Source organism: Nocardioides cavernae, from assembly GCF_016907475.1.
Lineage (GTDB): Bacteria > Actinomycetota > Actinomycetes > Propionibacteriales > Nocardioidaceae > Nocardioides > Nocardioides cavernae.
In genome coordinates, this window is sequence record NZ_JAFBCA010000001.1 from 798,103 (window position 1) to 817,805 (window position 19,703).

Below are 19,703 nucleotides of genomic sequence, written 5' to 3' on the forward strand. Positions count from 1 at the left end.
GTGGGCGCCCGTCCCCGGCGCCGACCCCGGCGGGTGAGCCGCGGGGCGTGGGAGCCGCCTAGCGTCGAGGAAGACCTCCTCGGACTCCCGCAAAGACCTCTCGGAAGGACGTGCCCATGGCGCGCAGGACGACCACGTCGAAGGACCGGACCGGCGAGGGTGGTGAGCTCCACCAGGCGCCGACCAAGGGCCAGGTGATGACCACCGCCCAGGGCGTCCCGATGGGCGACGACCAGAACTCGCTGAAGGTCGGCGAGCGGGGCCCGACCCTGCTCGAGGACTTCGCGATGCGGGAGAAGATCTTCCACTTCGACCACGAGCGGATCCCGGAGCGGGTGGTCCACGCCCGCGGCTACGGCGCGCACGGCTACCTCGAGTGCCTCGACCCGGTCACCGACCTGACCCGGGCCGCGCCGTTCGCGCGGAAGGGCAAGCGCACCGAGGCGTTCGTCCGCTTCTCCACCGTCGCCGGCAACCTGGGCTCCTTCGACCTCGCCCGCGACGTGCGCGGCTTCGCGGTGAAGCTCTACACCGACGAGGGCAACTGGGACCTCGTCGGCAACAACATCCCGGTGTTCTTCATCCAGGACGCGATGAAGTTCCCCGACCTCGTCCACGCGGTCAAGGAGGAGCAGGACCGTGGCTGGCCACAGGCGCAGAGCGCCCACGACACGTTCTGGGACTTCATCTCCCTGATGCCGGAGTCGACCCACATGACCCTGTGGCAGATGTCGGACCGGGCCATCCCGCGCTCGTTCCGCTTCATGGAGGGCTTCGGCGTCCACACCTTCCGCTTCGTGAACGCCGACGGCGAGTCGACGTTCGTGAAGTTCCACTGGAAGCCGCGGCAGGGCCTGCAGTCGGTGGTGTGGAACGAGGCGGTGAAGATCAACGGCGCCGACCCGGACTTCCACCGGCGCGACCTCTACGCCGCGATCGAGGCCGGCGACTTCCCGCAGTGGGACCTCGGCGTGCAGGTCTTCGACGAGGCGTTCGCCGAGGAGTTCGAGTTCGACGTCCTCGACGCGACCAAGATCATCCCCGAGGAGCAGGTGCCGGTGCGGACCATCGCCCGGCTGACCCTGGACCGGGTGGCGAGCAACGTCTTCGCCGAGACCGAGCAGGTCGCCTTCTGCACCCAGAACATCGTGCCGGGCATCGACTTCAGCGACGACCCGCTGCTCCAGGGCCGCAACTTCTCCTACCTCGACACCCAGCTGAAGCGGCTCGGCGGCCCCAACTTCACGCAGATCCCGATCAACGCACCGCGCTGCCCGGTCGCGCACTTCCAGCGCGACGGCCACATGCAGATGTCGCGGCAGGAGGGGCGTGCCAACTACGAGCCCAACTCCCTCAGCGGCGACGAGCGCGGCCCGCGCGCCGACGTCGACAACGGCTACACCTCGGTGCCGCGGGAGGAGGGTGGGCAGGTACGTCGCGTCCGCTCGGAGACCTTCGCCGACCACTACAGCCAGGCGCGCCAGTTCTGGATCAGCCAGACCGACGTCGAGCAGCAGCACATCGTCGCGGCCTACGCCTTCGAGCTCGGCAAGTGCGAGCTGCCGGCCATCCGCACCCGCATGCTCGGCAACCTCCGCAACGTCCACGAGGACCTCGCGCAGGGCGTCGCCGACGAGCTCGGCATGCCGCTTCCCGAGGCCAACCCGGCGGCCGTCGAGCCGCGCACCGACCTGCCCGAGTCGCCCGCGCTCAGCATCCTGCTCAACGGTCCCGACTCCTTCGCCGGCCGCAAGCTGGGCGTCCTGGTGACCGCCGGGTCCGACGGCGCGCTGGTCAAGGCGCTCGAGGAGGCGTTCACGGAGGCCGGCGCCCTCGTCGAGTACGTCGCTCCTGCCGCCGGGCCGCTGAAGCTCAAGGGCGGGCGCAAGCTGGTCCCCGACCACGCGGTCGTCGGAGCGCCGTCGGTGCTGTTCGACGCGGTGGCGGTCGTGCCCTCCGCCGACGGCGCGCAGCAGCTCGCGGAGCGCAAGACGGCCCGCGACTTCGTCGACGACGCGTTCGCCCACCAGAAGTTCCTCGGGTGGTCCGCCGACGCGCAGGCGCTCCTCGACGCGGCCGGGGTGACCCCGGACGACGGCTGCCCGGAGCTAACCACCGGCTCGGTGACCGACTTCCTGGAGCAGTGCGCGGCGCTGCGCCACTGGGAGCGGCCCGTCCAGGACTGACGGACGCGGTCGTCGTACCCCTGCGGACGTATCCGTAGGGCGGTGAACGACGGTGACACCGCCCCACGGGTGTGTCTGCCTCCCCGGACTGGTGGTTGCGTCGACGGTTCGGCACAACCGAACCCTTGGGAGGGAACCATGAGTGACACAGTGTGGAGCTACCGCGACACCACGTGGAGCCAGGACAGCGACCTCGTCGGCTACGACGTCGAGGCGAGCGACGGTTCGATCGGCAAGATCGACGAGGCCAGCAACGAGGCCAGTGGCCAGTGGCTCGTCGTGGACACCGGCTTCTGGATCTTCGGCAAGAAGCGGCTCGTCCCCGCCGGCGCCGTCACCGGGATCGACCACGAGGACAAGACCGTGATGGTCAACCTCTCCAAGGACCAGATCAAGTCCGCCCCGGACTACGACAAGGACGAGTGGAACGACGACTCCCGGGGTCATCACACGGACTACTACACGCCGTACTCCGGCCGCTGACCCACCGCACCCCCCGCGACGACGCCCCGGACGACACGCTCGTCCGGGGCGTCGCGTGTCCCGTCGCGCGCCTTCCCCGGCCCGCGCCGCGTCACTAGGTTGGGGACACCCGGACTCGAAGGAGCACGTGATGGCCACCCTGAACCCCTACCTCAACTTCGCCGATGCCAGAGCGCGCGAGGCGATGGAGTTCTACGCCTCGGTCCTGGGTGGCGACCTCAACGTGATGACCTTCGGTGACATGGGCACCGAGGGGCCGATGGCCACGCAGGTCATGCACGGACAGCTTGAGACGCCTTCCGGCTTCACGCTGATGGGTGCCGACGCACCGCCGGAGATGGTGCAGGTGACCTTCGGCGACAACGTGTCGATCAGCATCTCCGGGTCGAACGAGGAGGCCGAGCAGCTGCGCGGCTGGTTCTCCGCGCTGTCCGAGGGCGGCGAGGTGCGCCAGCCCCTGGAGGCAGCGCCGTGGGGTGACGAGTTCGGCATGTTCGTCGACCGCTTCGGGATCAGCTGGATGTTCAACATCGCCGGCGCCGTGTCCTGACGCCGGCGCGTCCGCCGTGAACGCCGGTCACTGCTCCCAGGCCGGACCCTGACCCCCGAGCCGCTCGACGAGGCGGCGGCCGACCTGGCCGGCGTTGGCGCGGCGTACGTCCTCGGGCACGGCGGGGAGGTTCTCCTCCCAGTCGAGCAGGCAGGACCCGCGCAGCTGGCCCATCCGGGCCGGGCGGCCGAAGAAGAAGGGGTGGGCGTGGGCGCCGCCGTCGCCGTAGCGCCCGATGTGGCATCGACCGACGCTGGGCAGCTCCTCGACCGCGGCGGTGACCCGCACCATCAGCAGGCCCATCTCGGCGGCCATGTCGTCGGGCAGGTCGGCGATGTCGAAGTGCTCGACGGGTCGCAGGATGAGGGAGACGGGCAGCTTCATGTCGAGTGCGACGAGCAGCCAGCGCTCGTTGCGCCAGGCCACCTGTGCCGCACGCTCGGGCGGCAGCGGCTCCTGGCAGGAGCAGTCGGCCGGGTCCTCGCCCTCGCGGGGCGGCTCGACGTCCTGCAGCGGCTCGAGCGGCTTGATCCGCAGCCCGTCGAGCTCGAACGGGAAGATGTCCCAGCCGGGCATCTCCTCGATCGCCACCGCCAGACGGCCCTCGTCGTCGGTCGCCGCGGCGATCCGGGCGTAGTAGTCCTCGATCGACTCCGGTTCGCTCATGGTCGTCATCCAACCAGCGCCCACCCCTTGTGGGGTGTTTGCCTCACCCCCCGCGAGGCAGTGTCGAGGGCATGAGCGACAACAAGATCACCGTGCAGCGCACCATCCAGGCCTCGAGCGCCGACGTGTTCGACGTGCTCAGCAACCCCGAGCGCCACGTGCAGCTCGACGGGTCCGGCTTCGTCATCAGCGACGAGAAGACCGACCGGATCCAGGGCACCGGCGACGTGTTCACCATGAACATGACCGGGGACCACATGGGCGGCGACTACCAGACCGAGAACCACGTCACCGGCTACTCGCAGAACCAGCTGCTGGCGTGGCAGACCGCGCCGGCCGGCCAGGAGCCTCCCGGGTGGCAGTGGGTGTGGGAGCTGGAGTCGGAGGGATCCGACTCGACGCGCGTGCGCCACACCTACGACTGGAGCAACGTCACCGACGAGGCGCTGCTGAAGAAGGTCGGCTTCCCGCTGGTCACCGAGGCCCAGCTCGAGGAGTCCCTCGACAACCTGAGCCAGGCCGTCACCGGGTCCTGACCCGCGGCGTCACCAGGGGGACGGCTGGTAGTCCTTGACGAAGCAGCCGAACAGGTCGGTGCCGTCCTCCCCGAGCACGATCGGGTCGTAGACGCGGGCGGCGCCGTCCACGAGGTCGAGCGGCGCGTGCCAGCCCTCGGCCGCGATCCGCAGCTTCTCGTGGTGCGGACGCTCGTCGGTGATCCAGCCGGTGTCGACGGCGGTCATCAGGATCCCGTCGGTCTCGAACATCTCGCCCGACGACGTCCGGGTCATCATGTTGAGCGCGGCCTTGGCCATGTTGGTGTGCGGGTGCCCGGAGCCCTTGTAGCGCCGCGAGAACTGGCCCTCCATGGCGGAGACGTTGACGACGTACGCCCGCCGCGAGGTCGCTGCCGACGCGGCGGCCGCGAGGGCCGGGCGCAGCCGGGAGACCAGCAGGAACGGCGCGATCGAGTTGCACAGCTGCACCTCGAGCAGCTCCAGCGGGTCGACCTCGCCGACGGTCTGGGTCCACGAGTTGTTGGTCTGCACGTCCGGCAGCAGGCCGCCGGCGTCGACGGCGGTGCCGGCCAGGTGCGCGTCGAGGGAGGCGTGCCCGGCCTTGAGCGCGAGCGCGGTGAGGGTCGCGGCGTTGTGCACCGCCACCGCGTGCTCCTCCGACTCACCCTCGTGGTGCGCGACGGCGGTCGGCGCGAGGGCGCCGGCGATCGCGGCCGGGTGGGCCTCGGAGATGTGGTCGAACGTCACCAGCTCCGGGACCGAGTCGTCCGGCAGCGGCAGCGACTCGGCCTCGACGAGCGGGGCGTAGGCGCCCGGTGTGCGGCGTACGGTCTGGCAGGCGTTGTTGATCAGGATGTCGAGCTGGCCGGCCGCCGCGACGTCGTCTGCGAGCGAGATGACCTGCGTGGGGTCGCGCAGGTCGATGCCGACCACCTTGAGCCGGTGGATCCAGTCCTCGCTGTCGGGCAGTGAGCTGAAGCGACGCACCGCATCCTTGGGGAAGCGGGTGGTGATGGTGGTGTGGGCGCCGTCGCGGAGCAGACGGAGCGCGATGTACATGCCGATCTTCGCGCGCCCGCCGGTGAGCAGTGCCCGCTTGCCGGTGAGGTCGGTGCGCTGGTCGCGCTTGGCGTGGCTCATCGCCGCGCACGAGGGGCAGAGCCAGTGGTAGAACGCGTCGACCAGGGTGAAGTCCTGCTTGCAGATGTAGCAGCCGCGGGCGACGAGCAGCTCGCCGGCGAACGCCCCGGCCGCGCTCGACACCAGTGGGATGCCCGCGGTCTCGTCGTCGATGCGCATCGGCGACCCGGTCGCGGTCCGCTCGATGATGTCGCGGTCGTGGGCCAGCTCGGCGGCGCGCTTGGCGAGCTTGCGCTCGGCCTTGATCGACTTGTACATGTGCGACGCAGCACGCTTGACCGTCACGTGGTCGGGGTGGTCCCCGGGCAGGTGGTGGAGCGACGCGAGCACCCGGAGCGTCGTCGCGAGGTCCTCGGGGTCGATGCCGGGTTGCTGCTGTGTCACGAGGAGGAGGTTACGGCGCCTCCGGGGATCCCCGGTCATCCGGGAAACCGCGGGCGTACGACGTCGGGTCAGCCCTCGCGGGCCGGCGAGCCGTTGATCCGCACGCGGTCGGCACGCATCCCGTGCTCGACGCCCCAGAGCACCGCCCGCGACCGCGAGTCGACGTCGATCTTGCGGTAGGCCGAGCGGATGTAGGACTTGATCGAGTTGAGCGACAGCAGGGTGCGCTCGGCGATCTCCTGGTTGCTCAGGCCCATCGTGATCAGCGACAGCACCTCGGCCTCGCGCGCGGTGAGTCCCTCCTCGCGGCCGGGCCAGTCGCCGCCGACGAGCGGCGAACGCCCCCGCGACGGCGAGACCACGAGCTGCCCCGACGAGATGGCGGCGACGGCGTCGACGAGGCGGGCCGCCGGCAGGCTCTTGGAGAGGTAGCCGCGCACGCCCTGGCTGAGGGTGTCGCGGGTGAGCCAGGGCTGGAAGTTCCACGTGTAGACCGCGACCGCGCGCACCTGCGTGCTGTCGACGAGGTGGCGTACGGCGGGACCGTTGCCCTGACCCATCCCGAACGTGTCGTAGAGGGCGACGTCGACCGGCTGGGCGACGGGCTTGCCCGCCACCAGCTCCACCACCTCGACGCGGTGGCCGTAGCTGCGCATCATCGCGTCGAGGCCACGGACGACGACCTCGTCGTCGTTGACCAGCGCGACTCGAATCACCATGGGGTCAAGGTACTGCTGTTTGCCGCCGTTGAACCCCCGGATGGGCGACTCGGGGCGAACCTGCGGTCAACGGCCCGCGGCGATCCCACCCCTACGGGCCGGTCGTGCCCAGGGACGGGAGGTGCCGTCAGGGGCAGCAGGGGTCGAACCGGAATCCGACGCCGCGGATCGTGCGGATCCACTGGTTGCCGGAGGCAGCCCCGCGCAGCTTGCGGCGCAGGTTGGCGAGGTGGACGTCGACGACATGGGTGCTGTCGGGGACGAAGTCGCTGGCCCACACCGCGCGCATGAGCTGCTCGCGGGGGACCACGACGCCGGGGTTGCCGACGAGGTGGGCCAGCAGGTCGAACTCGGTGCGGGTCAGGTCGACCTCCCGGCCCGACACCCGCACCTCCCGCGCCCCGCGGTTGAGGGTGAGGTCGCTGCAGCCCTCGAAGCTCGTCGGGTCCGCGTCGGGCCCCGGGTCGACGGCGAGCTGCGGTGCGGCAGCCCCCGGGGCGGGGTCGCTGCTGCGCGGACGTCGGAAGAGGGCAGCGACGCGCGCCTGCAGCTCGCGCATCGAGAACGGCTTGACCAGGTAGTCGTCGGCGCCGACCTCGAGCCCGACGAGCCGGTCGACCTCGGACGCGCGGCCGCTCACGACGATCACGTAGCAGTCGGTGACCGTGCGGATCTGGCGGCAGACCTCCACGCCGTCGATGTCGGGCAGGGTGAGGTCGAGCGTGACCAGGTCGGGACGGCTCTCGGCCACGAGCGTGAGCGCCTCGGTCCCGGTCCTGGCCACGACGACGTCGAAGCCGGCCTGGTCGAGGAGCTTGGAGATGGCGTCGCCGACATCGTGGTCGTCCTCGACGACCACGGCTGTCCGTGCGTTCATCATCCGTCTGCTCCCCAGTTGATCGTTCACCTACCCTGCTCTACCCGGCCTGAAACCGGGCGGGCGCGGTCGGTGCTCCCCGCCCGCCGTCGATGCTAGGCGGCAGGGGGTGGGGTGCGTGGTCGATCGGGGTGCAAGCACCCCCCTGGGAGGGGGGTCGGCAGAACCCGTCGGGTAGCCCCGACGGGTGTCCGGTCAGAAGTCCAGGCCGCGGGCCCAGTCCTCCGAGTCGATCCGGGCGACGAGGTAGGGGCCTCCGCCGGCGCGGCGCTCCTGCTGCTCGTCCCCCTCGCGGTCCATCCGGTAGCCGATGCCGCGGATGGTGTGGATCCAGGTGGCGTCGGTGTGGCGCCGCAGCTTGCCGCGCAGGTTGGCCACGTGCACGTCGACGAGGTGGTGGTCGTGGGTCAGCGCGCTGCTCCAGATCGCCAGCACCATCTCCTCACGGGTGCACACCCGCGACAGGTGCGTCGCGAGGTACTCGAGGACGTCGTACTCGATGCGGGTCAGCTCCACGATCGAGCCGTCGATCTGCACCTCGCGGCGCGCGGAGTTGATCACCAGGCCCGCTCCGGCGGAGATCGTGGACGGCTCGTCCACCGGCTGCGCCGGGCTCGGCACCTGGGGGCTGCGGCCGTTCACGGGCTCCTCGGCGACCGTCCCGGTCCGAGGTCGTCGGAACAGCGCCGCCACCCGCGCGCGCAGCTCGCGCGGCGAGAACGGCTTGAGGACGAAGTCGTCCGCCCCGACCTCGAGGCCGATCAGCTTGTCCACCTCGTCGGAGCGCGCCGACACGATCACGATGTAGCAGTCGCTGGTCTCCCGGATGCGGCGACAGACCTCGATGCCGTCCATGTGCGGCAGCGTCAGGTCGAGCGTCACCAGGTCGGGCGGGTCGGCTGCCGCCGCGCTCACCGCCTGGCGTCCGTCGAGCGCCGAGGTGACGCGGAAGCCCGCCCCCTCGAGAGTCTCCACCAGCGCTGACGAGATGTCCGGATCGTCCTCGACGACCAATGCATGTAGTTCTTGCACGTCAAACCCCCACATATGCGTAGGCAAGGGCCCCACGCCCTCGCCGTGACACCGCCCGGACGATGTCGCTCGATGCTAGTGCCATCGACGGCGGAGAACTAGGAGAGGTCTGAGGGATGAACGGGCTGTCTAGACCACATCATTTTGACGGAATCTGCGGTGAGAACCGGTGTCGAGGTGCGCTTTCCGTGGTTCAGGCGAGGTCGATCCCGCGATTGACCCACACGTGGTCCACCACCATGCCCACGCGCTCGTACATCGGGAGTGCTCCCGTGCGTGAGTCCGTGCTCAGCTCGGAGGTCCGCGTGCCGTGCTGGCGCCCCCGGGCGAAGGAGTCGACGAGCAGCGCCTGGGCGATCCCGCGGTTGCGCTGGTCGCGCCGTACGGCGAGCCGGTCGACGTACGCCGTGGCCCCGTCGTCCGACACGAGGACCAGCGAGACGCCGACGACGGCACCGTCCGGGTCGAGGGCCACCCGCAGGTTCCACGGCTCGAACCCGGGTCGGCCGCTCGTCGCGGCGGCGAAGTCCTCGAAGGTCTCCCGGTCGCGCACCGACCACTCGAGGAAGGCGTCCTCCAGGACGTCGTGGGCCGCGCGCAGCTCGTCGGCACCAGCGGTGCGGACGACGTAGCCCTCCGGCAGGGTGCGCTCGGGGATGGTGGCGCCCTCGGGCAGCTTGAGCACCCAGCTCGTCCAGCGGACCCGGAAGCCGAGCTCCTCCAGCAGCCGGTCGCCCGGCGAGCCCTGTGGCACCGGCATCCCGAGGACCGACGAGCCGACGCCGCGGCCGAGGTCGACGAGCCAGTGGGCCAGCCAGGTGCCGATGCCGCGGCCCCGGTGGCTCGGCAGGACGGAGGTGTCGGCGCGGTCGGCGCCCATCAGCTCGGCGTACGCCACCAGGGTGTCGCCGTCCCACACGCCGACCGAGCGGGCGCCCAGGTCGTGGCTGGGCTTGGCCCAGTCGCTGACGATGTCGGCCTCCTCGATCGCGACGTGCCCGATGTCCTCCTGCTCCTGGGCAGCCATCAGCACGAAGACGTCGTGGGCGTCGGACTTCTGCAGCGGCCGCGTGGTGAGTCCCTCGGGCAGGTCGGGCATCGCATCTCGCATGGGGGGAGTGTGCTTGCTCACGTGCGGGGTTGTCGCGTCCTTATCGGGCATCGGGGAATGTCGCGTTCACGCCTGAGGCCCTACCGTTGGAGGGTGAGTGACGACCAGCTTGTAGCACCCGAACAGACCTTCTCCGACCTCGGCCTCGCGCCGGAGGTCCTCAAGGCGTTGGCGGACGTCGGCTACGAGACCCCCTCGCAGATCCAGGCCCTGACCATCCCGCCGCTCCTCGAGGGGCGCCACGTCGTCGGTCTCGCCCAGACCGGCACCGGCAAGACGGCCGCGTTCGCGCTGCCGATCCTGTCGCAGCTCGACTTCTCGCAGAAGACGCCGCAGGCACTCGTCCTCGCCCCGACCCGTGAGCTCGCGCTCCAGGTCTCGGAGGCCTTCGAGAAGTACGCCGCCCACATGAAGGGCGTCAAGGTGCTGCCGATCTACGGCGGCCAGGGCTACGGCGTCCAGCTGTCCGCACTGCGTCGCGGCGTGCACGTCGTCGTCGGCACGCCGGGCCGGATCATGGACCACCTCGAGAAGGGCACGCTCGACCTGAGCGAGCTGCGCTTCCTCGTCCTCGACGAGGCCGACGAGATGCTGAAGATGGGCTTCGCCGAGGACGTCGAGACGATCCTCGCCGACACCCCCGACAGCAAGCACGTGGCGCTGTTCTCCGCGACGATGCCGGCGCAGATCCGCCGGATCTCGAAGAAGTACCTCGCGGACCCGGTCGAGATCACCGTCAAGAGCAAGACCTCGACGGTCTCCTCGATCACCCAGCGCTACCTCATCGTGTCCTACCCCCAGAAGGTCGACGCCCTCACGCGCATCCTCGAGGTGGAGAACTTCGAGGGGATGATCGTCTTCGTCCGCACCAAGAACGAGACCGAGACCCTGGCCGAGAAGCTGCGCGCCCGCGGCTACTCAGCGATGGCGATCAACGGCGACGTCGCGCAGGTGCAGCGCGAGCGCACCATCAACCAGCTCAAGGCCGGCAAGCTCGACATCCTCGTCGCCACGGACGTCGCGGCCCGCGGCCTCGACGTCGAGCGGATCAGCCACGTCGTCAACTACGACATCCCGACCGACACCGAGTCCTACGTGCACCGCATCGGCCGCACCGGCCGCGCGGGCCGCTCGGGCGACTCGATCGCCTTCGTCACCCCGCGCGAGCGCCACCTGCTCCGCGCCATCGAGAAGGCCACCCGTCAGCCGCTGACCCAGATGCAGCTGCCGACCGTCGACGACGTCAACGCCACCCGCCTGACGCGCTTCGACGACCAGATCACCCAGGCGCTGACCCAGCCGGAGCGGATCGACTTCTTCCGCGACGTCGTGTCCCACTACGTCAGCGAGCACGACGTCTCCGAGGTCGACGTGGCTGCCGCCCTCGCCGCGGTGATGCACGGCGAGCAGCCGCTCCTGCTCGACCCCGAGCCCGAGCCGCGCGGTCGGTCCTTCGAGGAGCGCTCGAGCCACGGCGGCAAGGCCGACCGGGCGCCGCGCGAGTCGCGCAGCGGCCAGCCGATGGCGGCGTACCGCATCGAGGTGGGCAAGCGCCACAAGGTCGAGCCGCGCCAGATCGTCGGCGCCCTGGCCAACGAGGGCGGTCTGTCGCGCGGCGACTTCGGCTACATCTCGATCAAGCCGGACTTCTCCGTCGTCGAGCTCCCCGCCGACCTCCCGGCCGGCACGCTCGACCGGCTCTCCGGCACGCGCATCTCCGGCAAGCTCATCGAGATCAAGCCCGACAACGGCCCGTTCCGCGGTCGCCCCGGTGGCGGCCACGGCGGCAAGGGTGGCGGCTACAACGGCAAGAACCCCCGCTCCTGACCTCAGGGGCCGGGGGCGCCGGAAGTCCCCGGATATCCGGGGACTTTCCCACTTGTCGACCCAGATCTGGGCCGACAAGCGGGAAACCCGGGTGCACAGTCGGTGCGTCAGGCGGCGACGGGCTCCCGCTCGCGCGTCGTCGTACGCCTGCGCGTGAGCAGTGCGTCGACCGAGAGCCGGCCAGCACCGGTGCCCGCAAGGACCAGGCCGAGCTCCTGACGCCGGAAATGCAGCGAGTCGGCGCATCCTGAGCAGGATGCGCCGACTCGACGGCTGTGGCGCATCAGGATGCGCCGACTCGCGGGTCAGGCGTTGCGGATCGCCGAGACGTCGAACTCGAGCTTGATCTTCTCGGAGACGAGGACGCCGCCGGTCTCGAGCGCGGCGTTCCAGGTGAGGCCCCAGTCCTTGCGGTTGATGGTGGTCGCGCCCTCGAAGCCGACGCGGGTGTTGCCGAACGGGTCGACCGCGGAGCCGGTCTGCTCGAACTCGATGGTGACGGGCTTGGTGACGTCCTTGATGGTCAGGTCGCCGGTGATGGCCCAGTCGGAGCCGTCGCGCTTCACGTCCGTGGAGGTGAAGGTGATCGTGGGGTAGGTCTCGACGTCGAAGAAGTCGCCGGACTTGAGGTGGCCGTCGCGGTCGGCGCTGCCGGTGTCGACGGAGGCGACCTGGATGGTGAGGTCGACCTTGGACGCGGACGGGTTCGCCTCGTCGATGCGGGCGGTGCCCTCGAAGGCGCCGAACTGGCCGCGGACCTTGGTCACCATGGCGTGGCGGGCGACGAAGCCGAGCCGGCTGTGGCTGGTGTCGATCGTGTAGTCGCCGGTGATGTCGTCGATGGCGGTGGTGGGGGCGTCGAAGCCGGTGGTCATGGGTGCTCCTCGAGGAAGACGGTAGTTGGTAGAACTTTCAACGACCATAACGGGCAACCCCGCCTGTTCATTCCCGGGCGACGCAAGGAATTCCCGATCCCCATGGAAATGACGACGAGCCACGCTCCAGGTGGAGCGTGGCTCGTGCGTGCGAGCTGGGTCGGGAGCCGGTCAGGCGGCGTGGGTGGCGACCGTCTCGACGGTCGACCAGCGTGCCTCCATGTGGGTGCGGCCCGACGCGTCCGTGACGGCGACCCAGGCGCAGACCGGCCTGTCGGTCATCGACTGCTTGCTCATGTGACACCTCCCGTTCACCTTGTGTTCACCTAGAGTAGCACGTCCCCACCCACGCACCACGGTTTCGCTCACAACGGGCGTACGTCCCCCACTCGCGCACCCTCAGGTCGGAGGATGGCGGGCCAGTGCCCCACCTGTGACTGGTGAGACGAGTCTGTGGAGGACTCACCGAGAAGCAAAGTCCTCTTTCTGCCCGATTTCGGGCAGGAAGTTGTCAGTCGTGTCACCTGGGGCGGATGATCGTCCGGTGCCGGACCCCGTCCTCGTCGCCCATGTCGTCGCCACCACGTCGTTGACGCCGGGCGAGGCCGCCCGGGTCGTCGAGGACGTCATCGCCTTCCACGCCCAGCCGGTGGAGGACTACGTCCGGGCTCGCCACGCGAGCCTCAAGACGTACGGCGCCAAGAACCCCGAGATCTTCGCGCGAATCGCCGAGGAGCTCACCCAGCGAGTCGTGGCCGCCCCCGAGCTCTCCGAGCGGCAGCTGCGACGCATCATCTACGGATAGGACGCAACGACATGTGTGGAATCGTCGGCTACATCGGCCGCCAGGAGGCGGCCCCGGTCGTCCTCGAGGGCCTGACCCGGCTGGAGCACCGCGGCTACGACTCCGCGGGGGTGGCCGTCCTCGGCAACCGGGGGATCCGGGTGGCCAAGCAGGCCGGGCGGGTGCGCGACCTGGCGGACGCCCTGCCCAAGCGCTTCGCCGGCGCCACGGGGATCGGCCACACCCGCTGGGCGACGCACGGGCCGGCGACCGACGCCAACGCCCATCCCCACACCGACGAGGCCGGCCGGGTCGCGGTCGTGCACAACGGGATCATCGACAACTCGGCCGCACTGCGTGCCGAGCTGGCCGACGCGGGCACCACCCTCGCCAGCGACACCGACACCGAGGTGCTCGCCCACCTGGTCGCCCGCAGCGACGCGGACACGCTCGAGGGCAAGGTCCGTGACGCGCTGGGCGCGGTGGTCGGGACCTACGGCCTCGCCGTGCTCCACGCCGACTTCCCGGACCGCATCGTGGTGGCCCGCAACGGCAGCCCCTTGGTGGTCGGCGTGGGCGACAAGGAGATGTACGTCGCCTCCGACCTGGCCGCGATCGTGCGGCACACGACCACGGTGGCGGTCCTGGACGACGGCGAGATGGCCACCGTCACCGCTGCCGGGTTCAGCACCATGCGGCACAGCGACCTCGTCGCCACCGGCAAGACCGCGGCCGAGGTCGACGTCGACGCGTCGGCGTACGAGGCAGGCGAGCACGAGTCGTTCATGCGCAAGGAGATCCTCGAGCAGCCGACGACGGCGCAGGCCGTGCTGCGCGGTCGCCTCGACGAGCGCTTCGGCACCGCCCACCTCGGCGGCCTCGACATGGACGCCCGCGAGCTGCGGGCCGTGCGCCGGGTCAAGATCCTCGGCTGCGGCTCGGCCTACTACGTCGGCCAGATGGGCGCCGCGCTCATCGAGGAGCTGGCCCGCATCCCCGCGGACGCGGAGGCGGCCAGCGAGTTCCGCTACCGCAACCCGGTGATCGAGCCCGACACCCTCTACGTCGCGGTGAGCCAGTCCGGCGAGACCATCGACACCCTGCTGGCCGTCCAGGAGGTACGCCGCAAGGGCGGGCGCTGTGTCGGCCTGGTCAACGTCGTCGGGTCGGCGATCGCCCGCGAGTGCGACGGCGGGATCTACCTGCACGCCGGACCCGAGGTCGCCGTCGCCAGCACCAAGGCCCTCACCAACATGTTCCTCGCCTTCGCGCTGCTCGCCCTCCAGCTGGGCCGGGTGCGGGACCTGTCGATCGCCGACGGCAAGCGCCTGGTCGCCGGCCTGGAGCGGCTGCCCGGCCAGATCGAGGAGGTCCTGGCCGGCGAGGCCGAGCTGGTCGAGGTCGCGAAGGACCTCGCTGAGGCAAAGAGCCTGTTCTTCATCGGTCGCGTGCGCGGCTTCCCGGTGGCCCGCGAGGGCGCGCAGAAGTTCAAGGAGATCAGCTACCGGCACGCCGAGGCCTACCAGACCTCCGAGCTCAAGCACGGTCCGCTCGCCCTCATCGACCCCGACGTGCCGACCGTCGCGCTGGTGCCGCACGACGAGCTGGCCGAGCGCAACGTCGGTGCGCTGCACGAGATCGAGGCGCGCAAGGGCCCGCTCGTCGTCATCACCCACGAAGGGGTCGACCTCGGTGAGGTCAGTGCCCGCCGGATCGTCGTGCCCCGCAACGAGCCCGAGCTCGACCCGATCCTGCTCAACGTCCCGCTCCAGCTGCTCGCCTACCACGCGGCCCAGCACCTCGGTCACGACATCGACAAGCCGCGCAACCTCGCGAAGTCGGTCACGGTCGAATGACCGGAAAACCCGCAGCCCAGGCCTGAAATGGACTGGGCGCCCCTTGCCGCATGGGGTCGGCAAGGGGCGCGCCGTGGAGAACCTTCCCACCGGGTCCGCGCCCTGTCCGTGGATCGGTGGAAGTGCCGACGGATTTTGCTGTCGGCTGCATCACGTGGCGTCGGCGGCGCTTCCGGCGAGCGCCAGCGCCCGCCGGGCAAGCGGCTCTGCGGCCGTCCGGTCGACTGCGACGAGGCCCACGCGGGTACGCCGGTCGAGCAGGTCGGCCACGTCGTGCGCGCCCTCGTGGGTGACGCCGAAGACCAGCTCGGCGAGCGTCACCGGGACGACCTCCGACACCGGGGCGACCAGCTCGTCGTCGGCCAGGCCGGTCACCTCGCGGGCGGTGGCGAGGACCAGCTCGGCGTCGGTGCCGAAGCGTCGTACGAGCCGGGCTGGCGCCGTCGTCCGGCGCAGGTCGCCCGGTGAAGCGGCGCCGAGCAGGGGCAGCGACGCCGTGCGGCACGGACCCGCTTCCACGCGCCCAGCCGCGACGAGCGCGTCGAGGGTGTCCTGCGCCATCCGTCGGTAGGTCGTCAGCTTGCCGCCCACCACGGTCGTCACGCCGGTGGCGGACGTGAGGATGGCGTGGCGGCGGGACAGGTCGGACGTCGCGTCCGTGCCGGAGACCTCGAGCAGCGGCCGCAGGCCGGCGAAGGCGCCGACGACGTCGTTCCTCGTCGGCGGCGTGGTGAACGCCGTGGCCACGACACCCAGCAGGAAGTCGATCTCGGCCTCGCTGGGCTCGGGCACGTCGGGCACCGGTCCGGTCACGGGCTCGTCGGTGAGGCCGACGTAGATCGTGCCGTCGGGCTGCGGGAGCACCATCGCGAAGCGCGACGTCGTGTCCGGGATCGGCACCATCACCGCGACCCGGGTGTGCGGCAGCGCCGACCCGCGCAGGACGAGGTGGGTGCCGCGGCTGGGCCGCAGCTTCACCTGCTCGTCGAGGCCGCCCGCCCAGACGCCGGTCGCGTTGACGACCGCCCTCGCGCGGACGTCGTACGTCGTCCCGGTGAGCTCGTCGCGCACCGTGACGCCGGCGCCGGTCGCGGAGGTGACGCGGGCACGGGTGCGCACGTGGGCGCCGTGGGACGCCGCGGTGCGGGCCACGGTGACGACGAGGCGTGCGTCGTCCTCGAGCTGCCCGTCCCACGCGAGCAGCCCGCCGCGGAGCGTGTCGGCGCGCAGGGCGGGGGCGAGGCCGAGGGTCTCGGTGGCGTTGAGCCGGCGGGGGCGCGGGAGCGTCCGGGTGGTGGTGTGGGCGCTGCGGCGCAGCGCGTCGCCCGCTTGCAGCCCGCCCCACGTGAAGGCCGTCCGGCTGCGCGGCATCGCGTCGTTGACCGGGGTCAGCATCGGCAGCGGGTGGACCAGGTGGGGCGCGGTGACCTCCATGAGGATGCCGCGCTCGACGGCGCTCTCGCGGGCGATGGCGAGCTGTCCCTGCGCGAGGTAGCGCAGGCCGCCGTGCACGAGCTTGGACGACCAGCGCGACGTGCCGAACGCCAGGTCGTGCGCGTCGACCGCGAGCACGGTCAGGCCGCGAGTGACGGCGTCCAGGGCGACACCGGCGCCGGTGATGCCGAGGCCGACCACCACGACGTCCACCTCGTCGGGGACGCCGGCGAGGCCGGGGGTGATGCGGCGGGCCGGCTGCATCACGGCTCCAGGGCGCGGGCGACGCCGCGGGCGTACTCCGCGTCCAGGTCGTCCAGCCCGATCCGGTCGTCGGTCATCGTCAGCGCCGAGAAGACGAACCCGTGCGCCGCGAGGGTCAGCGACCGTGCCATCAGCACCGGGTCGCCGGCCCGGATGGCGCCGTCGGCCTGGCCGCTGGCGATCTCGGCCGCGAGGATCTCCACGAGCGCCTCCTGCGAGCGCCCGCGACGGTGGAGCAGGTAGGGCAGCATCAGGTCGGGGTCGAGCTCGACGATCCGGACGAAGAGCTCGTTGTCGCGCAGCGCCCTGACGGTCGCGAGCGCGGCCTCGGCGATGCCCTCGGGGGTCGTGGTGTCGGCGGCGGCGACCTGCGTCGCGGCGGCGATGCCGACCCACTCGCGGGTCATCAGGTCGCCGAGCAGCGAGCCCATGTCGGGCCACGCGCGGTAGATCGTCATCCGGGAGACGCCGGCCCGCTTCGCGACCTCGGTGAGCGTCGTACGCCGCCATCCGACGTCGAGGATGCAGGCGCGCGCGGCGTCGAGGTAGCCGTCGAGTCGCGGGTCGGCGGTTGCGCGGGTGGTGTGACGAAGTGACGTCATATGTCACACTGTAACGCATGACCGAGATGCACCCGCAGCGCTGGGGCGACCCCGCGGCCGCCACCGTCCTGCCCGACTCCGCGCTCGGGCTCGTCGAGCTCGCCTTCGGGCTTCAGGACCGTCCGCCGGTCAGTGGGGCCACGCCGCCGCCGTCCGCGCTGGACGACGCGCTGCTCGACGACCTCCGGGCGGCCGTCGGCGCCGAGCACGTGCTGACCGACGACGCGACGCGCACCATCCGCACGCGGGGCAAGTCCACCCCCGACCTGCTGCGCGCCCGCGCCGGCGACCTCGACGACGCACCGGACGCCGTCGTCCGACCCGACGGGCACGACGGCGTGGAGGCCGTCCTGGCCTGGGCCGTGGAGCACCAGGTGGCGGTCGTCCCCTTCGGTGGCGGCACCTCGGTCACCGGCGGCCTGGCCGCGCGCCGCGACGGGTTCGCGGGGGTGGTCAGCCTGGACCTGGTGCGGATGAAGCGGCTGCTCGCCGTCGACGAGGTCTCGATGACCGCGACCCTCGAGCCGGGGCTGCGCGGCCCCGAGGCCGAAGCGCTCCTCGCCGAGCACGGGCTGACGCTCGGCCACTACCCGCAGTCCTTCCGGCACGCCTCGATCGGCGGCTTCGCGGCCACGCGCTCGAGCGGGCAGTCCAGCGCCGGCTACGGACGCTTCGACGCGATGGTCGTGGGACTCACCGCCGCGACGCCGACCGGGACGCTGCGCCTCGGCTCCGCGCCGGCCAACGCCGCCGGGCCAGACCTGCGTCAGCTGCTGCTGGGCTCGGAGGGAGCCTTCGGCGTCATCACCTCCGTCACGGTGCGCGTGCGGCGCGCGCCCGCCGTGACGTCGTACGAGGGCTGGCGGTGGCCGTCCTTCGACGCCGGCTCCGATGCGATGCGCACCCTCGCGCAGGCCGGGCTGATGCCGACCGTGCTGCGGCTGTCGGACGAGTCCGAGACGGCGATCAACCTCGCCGACCCCTCGTCCATCGGCGGCGCCGAGGACCCCGGCTGCCTGATGGTCACCGGCTACGAGGGCACCGACGAGCAGGTCGCGGCCCGGCGCGCGGCGGTCACGGCCGTCCTGGCCGGTCTCGGTGGGACCGCGCTCGGCACCGAGCCGGGGGAGAGGTGGGCCCACGGGCGCTTCGACGGTCCCTACCTCCGCGACGCGCTCCTCGACCACGGTGTGCTCGTCGAGACGCTCGAGACCGCGACCTTCTGGTCGAACCGCCAGCGGTTGTACGCCGACGTCAGGGCCGCACTCACCGCATCGCTCGGCGAGGGATCTCTCGTGCTGTGCCACGTCTCGCACGTCTACGAGACGGGGTGCTCGCTCTACTTCACCGTCGCCGCGCGGCAGGGCGACGACCCGGTCGCCCAGTGGCAGGCCGCCAAGGCCGTGGCCAGCGACGCCATCATCGCGGCGGGCGCGACGATCACCCACCACCACGCGATCGGCACCGACCACAAGCCGTGGTTCGCCCGGGAGATCGGGGACGTCGGGGTGCGCGTGCTCCGCGCGGTCAAGGCCGAGCTCGACCCGACCGGCGTCCTCAACCCCGGGGTGCTCATCCCCTGACCCCGCGCCCCGCCTCCGCTTCCCGGTATCTAGGGACGATCTAGTAGGTCTGCGGGCCGAATCACCTACCAGTTCGTCCCTAGATACCCCGGGGCGGGGTCAGGCGCTGAAGGACCAGACCAGGAGCTCGGTCGGCGCGGTCGCCGTGACGACGCGACCCGGCTCGTCGGTGAGGCGTACGGCGTCACCGAGGTGCAGGTCGAGACCGTCGAGCGAGACGGCCCCGGTCGCGGCGAAGACGTGCTGGCGCGGGTCGCCGGGGAGCGCGACCGACTCGCCGGCGGACAGGCGCGCCACGAGGAGGCGGGCGCCGGTCGTCCCGATCGGCAGGCCGTCGTCACCGGCCACGGCCACCAGGTCCGACGACGGCGGCGGCGCCTCGCCCAGCGCGTACGACGGCTCGGCCCCCGGCGCCGACGGGGTGAGCCAGGCCTGGACGAACCGGCAGCGCCCCGACCGCGCGTCGGCGACCTCGCTGTGGCGGACGCCGGTGCCGGCGGAGAGCACCTGGGCGCGGCCGGCCTCGACGACGTGCCGGTGGCCCGACGAGTCGGTGTGCACGAGCGCCCCCTCGAGCACCCAGGTCACGATCTCGAGCTCGGTGTGCGGGTGCTCGGGGTAGCCCGCGACCGCGGACGCCGACGGATCGAGCAGGTCGTCGTTGTGGCAGACGAGCGGTCCGAAGCCGAGGTTGGCCGGGTCGTAGTGGGGCCCGAAGGAGAAGGAATGGCTGGTCAAGCGCCCCTTGACAGTCTCCGACGACCTGTCCGAACCGGCGTACAGGGCCATGCTCATGCCGATATCTTCGCGGA

19 protein-coding genes are annotated in these 19,703 nt (G+C 71.3%); 8 read left to right on the plus strand and 11 right to left on the minus strand.

Translation table 11 applies throughout. From position 1 onward, the window contains the following. Positions 1-116: 116 nt before the first annotated feature. The 3 genes from JOD65_RS03820 (at position 117) to JOD65_RS03830 (ending at position 3,219) form a co-directional block, all read left to right on the plus strand. Positions 117-2,186 carry a catalase gene (locus tag JOD65_RS03820; RefSeq protein WP_191193676.1) on the plus strand — a complete coding sequence of 690 codons (2,070 nt, stop codon included), beginning with the start codon at positions 117-119 and terminating at the stop codon, positions 2,184-2,186. Between the two features lie 138 nt (positions 2,187-2,324). Next, the gene (locus tag JOD65_RS03825) at positions 2,325-2,669 is read left to right on the plus strand and encodes a PRC-barrel domain-containing protein (RefSeq protein ID WP_191193675.1); all 345 of its coding nucleotides are present in this window, start codon (positions 2,325-2,327) and stop codon (positions 2,667-2,669) included. A 130-nt stretch (positions 2,670-2,799) separates the two neighbouring features. After that, positions 2,800-3,219: a VOC family protein gene (locus JOD65_RS03830; protein WP_224747131.1), complete on the plus strand. Its 420-nt coding sequence runs from the start codon at positions 2,800-2,802 to the stop codon at positions 3,217-3,219. A 27-nt stretch (positions 3,220-3,246) separates the two neighbouring features. On the opposite strand, the gene JOD65_RS03835 is transcribed toward JOD65_RS03830, so the two are convergent. Then, the gene (locus JOD65_RS03835) at positions 3,247-3,885 is read right to left on the minus strand and encodes a hypothetical protein (RefSeq protein ID WP_191193673.1); all 639 of its coding nucleotides are present in this window, start codon (positions 3,883-3,885) and stop codon (positions 3,247-3,249) included. Positions 3,886-3,956: 71 nt separating this feature from the next. Between JOD65_RS03835 and JOD65_RS03840 the strand changes: the two genes are divergently transcribed. Continuing rightward, positions 3,957-4,421: an SRPBCC family protein gene (locus tag JOD65_RS03840; RefSeq protein WP_191193672.1), complete on the plus strand. Its 465-nt coding sequence runs from the start codon at positions 3,957-3,959 to the stop codon at positions 4,419-4,421. Between the two features lie 9 nt (positions 4,422-4,430). On the opposite strand, the gene JOD65_RS03845 is transcribed toward JOD65_RS03840, so the two are convergent. From JOD65_RS03845 to JOD65_RS03865, 5 genes are all read right to left on the minus strand, one after another. After that, complete coding sequence (locus JOD65_RS03845; protein WP_307820913.1) at positions 4,431-5,927, minus strand: SDR family NAD(P)-dependent oxidoreductase; 1,497 nt, start codon at positions 5,925-5,927, stop codon at positions 4,431-4,433. Positions 5,928-5,995: 68 nt separating this feature from the next. After that, on the minus strand, positions 5,996-6,646 hold the full coding sequence (locus tag JOD65_RS03850) for a response regulator transcription factor (RefSeq protein WP_191193670.1): 651 nt from the start codon (positions 6,644-6,646) through the stop codon (positions 5,996-5,998). A 127-nt stretch (positions 6,647-6,773) separates the two neighbouring features. Continuing rightward, complete coding sequence (locus JOD65_RS03855; RefSeq protein WP_191193669.1) at positions 6,774-7,523, minus strand: response regulator transcription factor; 750 nt, start codon at positions 7,521-7,523, stop codon at positions 6,774-6,776. 195 nt (positions 7,524-7,718) lie between these two features. Further along, a complete protein-coding gene (locus JOD65_RS03860) occupies positions 7,719-8,570 on the minus strand; it encodes a response regulator transcription factor (protein WP_191193668.1) in 852 nt (283 codons plus the stop codon). 178 nt (positions 8,571-8,748) lie between these two features. Continuing rightward, the gene (locus tag JOD65_RS03865) at positions 8,749-9,666 is read right to left on the minus strand and encodes a GNAT family N-acetyltransferase (protein WP_224747130.1); all 918 of its coding nucleotides are present in this window, start codon (positions 9,664-9,666) and stop codon (positions 8,749-8,751) included. A gap of 93 nt (positions 9,667-9,759) precedes the next feature. On the opposite strand from JOD65_RS03865, the gene JOD65_RS03870 reads away from it, so the two are divergent. Next, on the plus strand, positions 9,760-11,493 hold the full coding sequence (locus JOD65_RS03870; protein ID WP_307820914.1) for a DEAD/DEAH box helicase: 1,734 nt from the start codon (positions 9,760-9,762) through the stop codon (positions 11,491-11,493). A 305-nt stretch (positions 11,494-11,798) separates the two neighbouring features. Here JOD65_RS03870 and JOD65_RS03875 read toward each other — a convergent pair whose 3' ends face one another. Beyond that, entirely contained in the window at positions 11,799-12,368 is a 570-nt protein-coding gene (locus JOD65_RS03875; protein ID WP_191193666.1) for a YceI family protein, read from the minus strand. Between the two features lie 171 nt (positions 12,369-12,539). After that, the gene (locus JOD65_RS23600; RefSeq protein WP_263575284.1) at positions 12,540-12,665 is read right to left on the minus strand and encodes a hypothetical protein; all 126 of its coding nucleotides are present in this window, start codon (positions 12,663-12,665) and stop codon (positions 12,540-12,542) included. Between the two features lie 247 nt (positions 12,666-12,912). On the opposite strand from JOD65_RS23600, the gene JOD65_RS03880 reads away from it, so the two are divergent. Both JOD65_RS03880 and glmS read left to right on the plus strand, forming a co-directional pair. Continuing rightward, complete coding sequence (locus tag JOD65_RS03880; protein WP_191193665.1) at positions 12,913-13,173, plus strand: hypothetical protein; 261 nt, start codon at positions 12,913-12,915, stop codon at positions 13,171-13,173. 11 nt (positions 13,174-13,184) lie between these two features. After that, entirely contained in the window at positions 13,185-15,008 is a 1,824-nt protein-coding gene (gene glmS / locus JOD65_RS03885; protein ID WP_191193664.1) for a glutamine--fructose-6-phosphate transaminase (isomerizing), read from the plus strand. 150 nt (positions 15,009-15,158) lie between these two features. Here the strand turns inward: glmS and JOD65_RS03890 are convergent, their stop codons facing one another. Both JOD65_RS03890 and JOD65_RS03895 read right to left on the minus strand, forming a co-directional pair. Beyond that, positions 15,159-16,706 (minus strand): glycerol-3-phosphate dehydrogenase/oxidase, encoded by a 1,548-nt coding sequence (locus JOD65_RS03890; protein WP_191195361.1) that lies wholly within the window; start codon positions 16,704-16,706, stop codon positions 15,159-15,161. After that, entirely contained in the window at positions 16,706-17,308 is a 603-nt protein-coding gene (locus JOD65_RS03895; RefSeq protein WP_191193663.1) for a TetR/AcrR family transcriptional regulator, read from the minus strand. Before JOD65_RS03895 ends, JOD65_RS03890 begins: the two co-directional genes overlap by 1 nt. 17 nt (positions 17,309-17,325) lie before the next feature. On the opposite strand from JOD65_RS03895, the gene JOD65_RS03900 reads away from it, so the two are divergent. Beyond that, positions 17,326-18,891: an FAD-binding oxidoreductase gene (locus tag JOD65_RS03900; protein WP_191193662.1), complete on the plus strand. Its 1,566-nt coding sequence runs from the start codon at positions 17,326-17,328 to the stop codon at positions 18,889-18,891. A gap of 99 nt (positions 18,892-18,990) precedes the next feature. Here JOD65_RS03900 and JOD65_RS03905 read toward each other — a convergent pair whose 3' ends face one another. Next, positions 18,991-19,686: a pirin family protein gene (locus JOD65_RS03905; RefSeq protein ID WP_191193661.1), complete on the minus strand. Its 696-nt coding sequence runs from the start codon at positions 19,684-19,686 to the stop codon at positions 18,991-18,993. Positions 19,687-19,703: the final 17 nt, after the last annotated feature.

Excerpts from the sequence above, each read along its gene's own strand:
- JOD65_RS03905 (WP_191193661.1), bottom strand. The coding sequence starts at position 19,686 with ATGAGCATGGCCCTGTACGCCGGTTCGGACAGGTCGTCGGAGACTGTC.
- JOD65_RS03850 (WP_191193670.1), bottom strand. The coding sequence starts at position 6,646 with ATGGTGATTCGAGTCGCGCTGGTCAACGACGACGAGGTCGTCGTCCGT.
- JOD65_RS03860 (WP_191193668.1), bottom strand. The coding sequence starts at position 8,570 with ATGTGGGGGTTTGACGTGCAAGAACTACATGCATTGGTCGTCGAGGAC.
- glmS (WP_191193664.1), top strand. The coding sequence starts at position 13,185 with ATGTGTGGAATCGTCGGCTACATCGGCCGCCAGGAGGCGGCCCCGGTC.
- JOD65_RS03840 (WP_191193672.1), top strand. The coding sequence starts at position 3,957 with ATGAGCGACAACAAGATCACCGTGCAGCGCACCATCCAGGCCTCGAGC.
- JOD65_RS03865 (WP_224747130.1), bottom strand. The coding sequence starts at position 9,666 with ATGCGAGATGCGATGCCCGACCTGCCCGAGGGACTCACCACGCGGCCG.
- JOD65_RS03855 (WP_191193669.1), bottom strand. The coding sequence starts at position 7,523 with ATGAACGCACGGACAGCCGTGGTCGTCGAGGACGACCACGATGTCGGC.
- JOD65_RS03895 (WP_191193663.1), bottom strand. The coding sequence starts at position 17,308 with ATGACGTCACTTCGTCACACCACCCGCGCAACCGCCGACCCGCGACTC.
- JOD65_RS03825 (WP_191193675.1), top strand. The coding sequence starts at position 2,325 with ATGAGTGACACAGTGTGGAGCTACCGCGACACCACGTGGAGCCAGGAC.
- JOD65_RS03900 (WP_191193662.1), top strand. The coding sequence starts at position 17,326 with ATGACCGAGATGCACCCGCAGCGCTGGGGCGACCCCGCGGCCGCCACC.
- JOD65_RS03875 (WP_191193666.1), bottom strand. The coding sequence starts at position 12,368 with ATGACCACCGGCTTCGACGCCCCCACCACCGCCATCGACGACATCACC.
- JOD65_RS03830 (WP_224747131.1), top strand. The coding sequence starts at position 2,800 with ATGGCCACCCTGAACCCCTACCTCAACTTCGCCGATGCCAGAGCGCGC.
- JOD65_RS23600 (WP_263575284.1), bottom strand. The coding sequence starts at position 12,665 with ATGAGCAAGCAGTCGATGACCGACAGGCCGGTCTGCGCCTGGGTCGCC.
- JOD65_RS03820 (WP_191193676.1), top strand. The coding sequence starts at position 117 with ATGGCGCGCAGGACGACCACGTCGAAGGACCGGACCGGCGAGGGTGGT.
- JOD65_RS03890 (WP_191195361.1), bottom strand. The coding sequence starts at position 16,706 with ATGCAGCCGGCCCGCCGCATCACCCCCGGCCTCGCCGGCGTCCCCGAC.
- JOD65_RS03835 (WP_191193673.1), bottom strand. The coding sequence starts at position 3,885 with ATGAGCGAACCGGAGTCGATCGAGGACTACTACGCCCGGATCGCCGCG.